This window comes from Kocuria himachalensis (assembly GCF_054784195.1).
Map to the genome: position 1 here is coordinate 1 of NZ_BAAGPL010000006.1, position 7,054 is coordinate 7,054.

Annotated in this window: 7 protein-coding genes; 6 read left to right on the plus strand and 1 reads right to left on the minus strand. The window is 68.2% G+C overall.

The genetic code is table 11. From position 1 onward, the window contains the following. Nucleotides 1-231 precede the first annotated feature (231 nt). Nucleotides 232-480, plus strand: a complete 249-nt coding sequence (locus ACYVM4_RS04440; protein WP_387610568.1) for a WGxxGxxG family protein — start codon at nt 232-234, stop codon at nt 478-480. Between the two features lie 196 nt (nt 481-676). Here ACYVM4_RS04440 and ACYVM4_RS04445 read toward each other — a convergent pair whose 3' ends face one another. Beyond that, nucleotides 677-1,966, minus strand: a complete 1,290-nt coding sequence (locus ACYVM4_RS04445; protein ID WP_460667750.1) for an AI-2E family transporter — start codon at nt 1,964-1,966, stop codon at nt 677-679. Between the two features lie 387 nt (nt 1,967-2,353). Between ACYVM4_RS04445 and ACYVM4_RS04450 the strand changes: the two genes are divergently transcribed. From ACYVM4_RS04450 to ACYVM4_RS04470, 5 genes are all read left to right on the plus strand, one after another. Further along, nucleotides 2,354-3,541 (plus strand): helix-turn-helix domain-containing protein, encoded by a 1,188-nt coding sequence (locus ACYVM4_RS04450; RefSeq protein ID WP_460667751.1) that lies wholly within the window; start codon nt 2,354-2,356, stop codon nt 3,539-3,541. Nucleotides 3,542-3,976: 435 nt separating this feature from the next. After that, nucleotides 3,977-4,945 carry an NAD(P)/FAD-dependent oxidoreductase gene (locus tag ACYVM4_RS04455; protein ID WP_460667752.1) on the plus strand — a complete coding sequence of 323 codons (969 nt, stop codon included), beginning with the start codon at nt 3,977-3,979 and terminating at the stop codon, nt 4,943-4,945. Nucleotides 4,946-5,534: 589 nt separating this feature from the next. Then, nucleotides 5,535-5,879 (plus strand): hypothetical protein, encoded by a 345-nt coding sequence (locus tag ACYVM4_RS04460; RefSeq protein ID WP_460667753.1) that lies wholly within the window; start codon nt 5,535-5,537, stop codon nt 5,877-5,879. 76 nt (nt 5,880-5,955) lie between these two features. Next, nucleotides 5,956-6,699: an ANTAR domain-containing protein gene (locus ACYVM4_RS04465; RefSeq protein ID WP_460667754.1), complete on the plus strand. Its 744-nt coding sequence runs from the start codon at nt 5,956-5,958 to the stop codon at nt 6,697-6,699. Nucleotides 6,700-6,960: 261 nt separating this feature from the next. Next, on the plus strand, nt 6,961-7,054 hold a 94-nt coding region (locus tag ACYVM4_RS04470; RefSeq protein WP_460667828.1), incomplete at its 3' end, for a manganese catalase family protein.

Sequence of the window (7,054 nt, forward strand, 5' to 3'; positions counted from 1 at the left end):
TCCGACGATCAGGACTGGCGACAACTCGCCCATTCGCCAGGGTACTGACGCTACCGTCCGCCTGTCCCGGATGGCCATGGGCACGCCATGAGGGTGAAGCTGCCCGCGTCGTCCTCCGCCGGGCCGGTCGAGGCCTCTGACCTGCAGGAGTCGCCGGAGAACTGTGTTGGAAGTAGGGTGACGATCAGACCTTCAGCCGAGGGTCCTTCCCCGCACCGAAGGAGAGCGAAGATGCGCAAGACCGCAGCCACCGCCGCCCTTTCCCTGGCCGCATTGACCGGCGTGGCAGCCCCTGCCGCTGCCGCGGAAGTGGCCGTTCCCGCCACCACGACCCAGCAGAGCGAAGACGACAACGGCGAGATGGGCCTGTGGGGCCTGGCCGGCCTGCTGGGCCTGGCCGGTCTGGCCGGACTGAAAAGGAACAAGAAGGATCACACCGATCGCGGCTACAACACCGGTGTGGATGGCCCCGGCCGCTGAATTCTCGGTGGTGCAGACCTGAGAATCCGCACGCTTGAAGCACAAGGGCCCGCTTGTTCACGAGCGGGCCCTTGTGCTGTCCCCGGTTGACCAGGATCGGGCCGGTTTCGGCCGTTGATCTCCTCGCCGTCCCAGTATCAGATTGTTCATTGGTGAGGGATGGCCTGAGGTCGCCGCCCTGCTGCCCGCCCTGAGGTCATTGCTGCTGTCGCTGGGCCTGGGCGTGTAGTCGTTCCTTGGCCCGGGTCCGGCGGAAACGCTCCAGTTGCGCCATGACCTGCTCGCGGGTGAACCGGTCGTGACGGGCGTGCTTTTTGATCTCCCACGGGTAGTAATAGGGCTCCCAGGCGATCTCGTCGTCGGTGCGCCAGTGCCCGCCCGCCAGGTAGCGCACCACCGTGTTGGCCAAGGCCATCACCGGGACCGCGAACAGGGCCCCGGGGATGGCGTAGAGGATGGCCCCACAGGCCACGGCCAGGAACACTGCCAACGGGTGCAGGGACACTGCCTTGCCCATCAGCAGCGGCTGCAAGACGTTGCCCTCGATCTGCTGCACCAGCAGCACCACCGCCAGCATGAGCAGCGCATTGGTGAATCCGTTGGCCACCAGCGCCACCAGCACCGCAACAGCCCCGGTGGCCACCGCTCCCACGATGGGAATGAAGGAGCCCAGGAACACCAGGATGCCGATGGGCAGCGCCAGAGGCACCCCCAGCAGAGCTGCCCCGCCCCCGATGCCCACGGCGTCGACGAAGGCCACGAACCCCTGCATCCGGGCGTATTGCACCAGTGATCCCCACCCGTGCCGGCCCGCTCCGTTGATCGGCCGACGGACGTGGGACGGGAACAACCTGACTACGAACAGCCAGATCCGCTCTCCGTCCATCAGGAAGAACAACAGGGTGAACACCATGATCACCAGGCCGGTCAGCACGTTGCCGGCCGTGGCGCCGAAGGACACCGCCCCGGTGAGGATGGCTTGGCTGTTGTCCTGGACGGTGGTGCCGAAGTCGTTGATCCAGTCGTTGACGGTGCTCGCGCTCAGCTGCAGCGGCCCGTCCTCGAGCCATTCGAGCAGCTGCTGGGTGCCTGCCACCACGCTGCCGGACAGTTGGGCGAAGCCCAACACGATCTGCCGGCCGGCGATCACGAGAAGACCCACCACCACGCCGATCAGCCCCAGCACCACCAGTCCCGCCGCCATCCCGGCCGGCACGTGCTGGGCCCGCAGCCTCTTCACCAGCGGGAAGAGCAACCCGGCCAGCAACCCCGCGATGAGCACCGGGATGATGACCACCGTGATCCGGGCGAGCAGATAGCCGGCCAGACCCACCGCCGCGAGGATGATGATCAGCCGCCACGACCACGCCGCGGCGACCCGCACCGGAACGGTGACTCCTCCGGCGGCGTCGCCGTGGACCGGCGGCAGCTTGTTGCTGCGCCCAGGAGCCAGCGGACGCTGGGCGCCGTGCGATGTCGAGGGCATGCTCACATCCTGGCACGCCCACCGATCACCACGGTGCGGGTCGAATCCGCCCCTCTCGGCCCTGACCGTGATCGGCTGAGCGACCGGTCACCGGCACCGGGTCGGCAGATCATCCCGCCGCTCCTGTGGGCGTGCCACGTGGAGATCGGGCCTTACAGTGTTGCCTTGGACCTTGGCCCGTGTGGTGGTGCCGGCGGTGCAATAGAAGCAGGACCGATCTGCTGATGCTCAAGCAACCGGTCGTCGGGTGCTCGGTTCACCCTGCACAGGACAGCAGATGCGATCGGGCCAGATCGCCAACCATCGGCGTTCTACCTGACGCGTTGAGTGCTGCTCGTCTTCTGCGGGCCTGAGAGACGGTGGCGAGACCATGAAATGGGGTGCGCGGTGTCTGATGTGGATCGTGATCTGCCGTGGACGGCGCTGCCGCCGGCGCTCACGCCGCTGCTGACGGGGCATGTGCCCGCCTTCACGGAGGAGTTGCTGTCGGGGGTGCACCGGGACGTCCCGGTCTACGCCCCCTCCTTGGACGGTCCGTTGCGGGGCGAGATCCAGCGGGGGGTCGAATCCGCCCTGACCCGTTTCCTGGACCTGGCCGGAACCGCCCAACCGGCTCTGCGCGATGAGGATCGGCTCGTCTATGAGCTGCTCGGCCGGGCCGAGGTCCATCAGGGCCGGCTCATGGACGCCCTGTTCGGCGCCTACCGCTCCGGGGCCCGCACCACCTTGCGGTCGATGTCGAAGGTGGCCATGGAAGCCGGGGCCGAGGCCTCGGTGCTGATCGTTTTGGCGGAGTCGGTGTTCGCCTACATCGAGGAGCTCTCCGCCGCCAGTGCCCAGGGCTACGCCCTGGAGCAGTCCGAGCGGGCCGGTGAGCAGGACAGGCTGCTGGACACGGTGGCGGAGATGCTGATCCGCGGCCACGTCGAGGAGGACGTCGTGCGCGCGGCCGTGCTCGCGGCCGGCTGGGCCCTGCCCGAGCGGGTGGTAGTGGTGACCCTGCCCGCCGACCAGCGCACGGGGCTGCGATCCCGCCTGGGCGCCCGCGTCCTGTTCACCACCCGCCCCGGCGACGTCGTGGCGGTCGTGCCCGAGCCCTCCTCCCCGACAGCGCGCCAGGAGCTGGGGCGTGCCCTCGCCGGTCGCAACGCGGTGGTGGGTCCGGGGCGCCCCTGGCAAGCAGCACCTGACTCCTTGCGCCTGGCTGTGATGGCCCGGGACCTGCTGCAGCACAACCCCGAGAAGGAAGGACCGGTGTGGGTCACGGAGCATCTCGCCCAGCTGCTGCTGCTCAGTGACCGCGCCATGGTCGAGGACCTCACTACCCTGCGGCTGGCCCCGCTGGAGCAGTTGCGCCCCGCCCAGCGGGAGCGGCTGGGGGCGACCCTGTTGTCCTGGCTCAAGCACCACGGGCACCGCGCCGCGATGGCCGCCGAGCTGGCCGTCCACGAACAGACGGTCGGCTACCGGGTCAACCAGCTGCGCGAGGTCTTCGGGGAAACACTCAACGACCCGCAGACCCGGTTCGAGCTCGAGCTCGTCCTGCGCGCCCGACCCCATCAAAATCCCTCCTGAGCAACGATCACTGCGGTGCCGGGTCTGCCGGCCGTGGCACCCGGGTGCCGATGGTGGCCGCACCCACCGGTCCGGCCAAGCACACACCCCGGTGAGGTCACAGAATCGGACAGTTCAGTCGGCTTGATGGAAGAAGCCCTACTGCAGCGCGATCCGTATCGCACACGGTCGATTTGGCTTCAGGACTGGCACCATCTCGATGACCTCGCCTGGCGGGCTAGCCTCTAACCGGCCATATGTAAAGTGCAGCTTGGTGGTCTGGGTCCTCACTGCATCAACCGGCGTCCTTTTCCACCGTTGGGGTGTCGCAATCGCTGCGGTATTCCATCGGTTGTTTCCACCTGTCTGCGCCCGTCCTCGGCACGGCGCCCGAGGCCGCCCATAGGGTGGTGTCAGACAACCGATGGCGTATCCGCCGCAGGCTGAGGAGAACCGATGAGCCGTGAACTGTCGTCCGCTGTTGATGTCCTGGTCGTCGGTGGTGGTGTCGCCGGCTTGTCGGCGGCGACCTGGTTGGGCCGGTACCAGCGCTCCACCCTGGTGGTCGATGCCGGTGAGCATCGCAGCCGGTTCACCGACCACACCCACGGGTTGCTGGGCAGGGACCCCATCAGCCCGCAGACTCTGCTGGCCCAGGCCCGCGCCGGGCTGGACCAGTACCCCCACGTGATCCTCCACGACGGAACGGTGACCGCCCTCGAGCGCACCCAGGACGGCGGGTTCCTGGCCACCGTCGACAGCGAGGAGATCACTGCCCAGCGGATCGTGCTGGCCACCGGGGTGCGGGATGAGTTCCCGCGGATTGCCGGCTTCGAGGACCACTACGGCACGGATGTCTACCACTGCCCGGCCTGCGACGGGTTCGACGTCCGAGACCAGGCGGTGATCGTACTGGGCACCGGGAGTCACATGCCCGCCTATGCCTCGGAGATGCTGGATTGGTCCGACACCGTGCGGGTCGTCACCGACACCACCGACCGGGCCTTCGCCGAGGACCAGCGCGCGGCTCTGCACGAGCACGGGATCGAGGTCGTGGACGGCGTGGCCGAAGCGCTGCTCGGGGCTCCGGGGGCGTTGGAGGGCCTCCGGCTGGCCGACGGGAGCCTGGTGGAGGGCACCACGGTGTTCTTCTCCTACGCCCACCACGCCACCAACAGCCTCGCCGCCCATCTGGGGTGCGAGCTCGACGACGAGGGCCACGTCGTCGTCAACTCGTGCCAGCTCAGCAGTGTTGAAGGGGTCTATGCGGCCGGGGACATCGCCCCGGGCCTGCAACTTGTGCCCATTGCCATGGCCCAGGGCGTAGCCGCCGGAGTCGCCTGCGCCACCTCCCTGCATGGTCACGGCACCACCGGCCAGGCGCCCGATCCGGCCCCGCCCACCCACCGGTTCACCACCGAATGACCACAGGCAGTCACCGGTGAGAGGACCCACGGCGCTGAGACCGGCCGGGGTCGGGTCCGAAGCAACAACTCTGCAGCCGATGTGGCACTGTTCACCTGTGCTGTGCCCGGATGCGTACCGATCGTCACGGCCCCGCCGGCCCACGCCGCCGCAGGGATGGAGACTCACCGGACCGGGTGTTCACCGGCATCTTTTGCTGTGGTCCTTGACCGGTGACCACCCACGAAGGCCCTTGTTATGACTCGAGTAGGTACCCATAGGCAGGGTGGGACGAGTTCTTCCACCAGTTTCTACTCGTCCTCCTCCCGAGCCCATAACGGGCTCATGTGCAGCGGCAGGGGCGGAACCTCCTTCTGGCTCTGCTGGCCGCTGCACAGCCTGCGACCGTTCGGTCGAGCCTGAGGCGGCGATTGCTCCCTGGGTCCAGGACGCACGAAGTTTGTGGGGACCTTGTCTGCCGCCCGTTGTACCCATGGGTCCGGGGTGCAAATCCTGCAAATGCCTGGTCGGTCTGGAGCGACACGCGTACCGTGGGGAGAGGTCAAGAAGGCGGCCATGAGACGAAGTGCATGCGACGAAGGATGCTCTCATGGACCACAAGATTTCCGTGCTCGTCCAGATCGACCTCAACGGGACCTATGTGCGCCTGGTCGTGACCGGGTGCCTCACCGAGGCCAACCAGCACGTCCTGTACCCGCTGATCCGCCGCGCCCGGACGCTGATCCCCCCGGTGATCGTCAGCATCGACCTCAGCGCCGCCACGCATGTGGAGCCGACCGCGGTGGACCTGCTGCGCTGGGCGATCGACCACGACGAAGCCGCGGACGGGGCCAGCCCGGTAGAGCTACTGGTCCCCAACCACCTGCCCGCCCACCGGTTGGCTCCGGTCCGGACCAGTCGCCGCCTGCAGACCTCAGATCTAGGGGCGGCATGACACCGGTCGCCACGCACACCGCACAACGGTGCCCCAGGATGGGCACGTGGCTGCCCGTGCGCGGGGGTGCCCGGGCATGACCAGGACCGCGCGCATCAGCTCCCCGGCACAGCTGGCCGAGATCAATCGGGTCCTGAGCTCCCTGAGCCAGCGGCTGGACACGGTTCCGGCCCGGGCAGCCGTGGCCGCGATCGCCCAGGCGGGCGTCTATCACGTCAGAGGCGCCCGGTGGGCCAGCGTGAGCGTGGCCGGAAAGGGGCGGTTCCGCACTCTGGTGGCCACCGCCCCCATGGCCGCCGACGCCGACGCCCTCCAACACTCCACCGGTCAGGGCCCCACCGTGGACCCGGCACTGGAGGGCGCCGTCCACCTGGTCGGAGATCTGCCCCGGGACCGCCGCTGGCCCGTGTTCACCGCCCAGGCCACTCAGCACCTCGGTGTGGCGGGTCTGGTGGCCTACCGTCTTCCCCTGCCCAAGGAGCCGGGCACCACCGTGGGGCTGACCCTGTACTCCGACGCCACTGATGCCTTCGACGCGCCGGCGCTGTGGGCCGGGAGCGTGCTCGCCTCTCAAGCCGTGGCGGCGGTCTCAACCGATCACCACCACCGGCGCACCGAACAGGCCCAGGCCATTGCCCGAGAGGTCGGCACCGCCACCGGGATGCTGATGGCCCGCTACGAGACCTCCCGCGAGGAAGCACTGCACACACTCCGTGCAGCGGCCCATAACAGCCACCGCAGCCTCACCGAGGTCGCCACCGAGATCATCGACACCGAAACCCGCCGACCATGCTCCAACCGGCAATTGTTCGCCCGCTGAGACGGAACACCCGCATCAGAGCCGGACACGACCGTAAGGGAAACCATCACTGCAACCCGGGAGTCCTCAACGGTCCACCGCGCCCTCGGCGAGGTTGTCGCGCCGCCTGTGGGACGGTCGCTCCTGGGTGAGACAGTAATTCGATCAGCTTGCTTCCCATTGGGTGGGTAGCTGGCTAGCGTGGAGAGCACCACTGGTCGAGCGGTGCCTAGCTTCACGCCGGTCTCGACCAGATCACGGCAGTCGATGACGGAGGTCAGGATGTTCTTGCACCAGCAGAAGCTCCAGTACAACGCCACCCCCGAGGCCCCGGACGCGGTGTACGCGCGCAAGCTCCAGGAGGTGATCGGCGGGC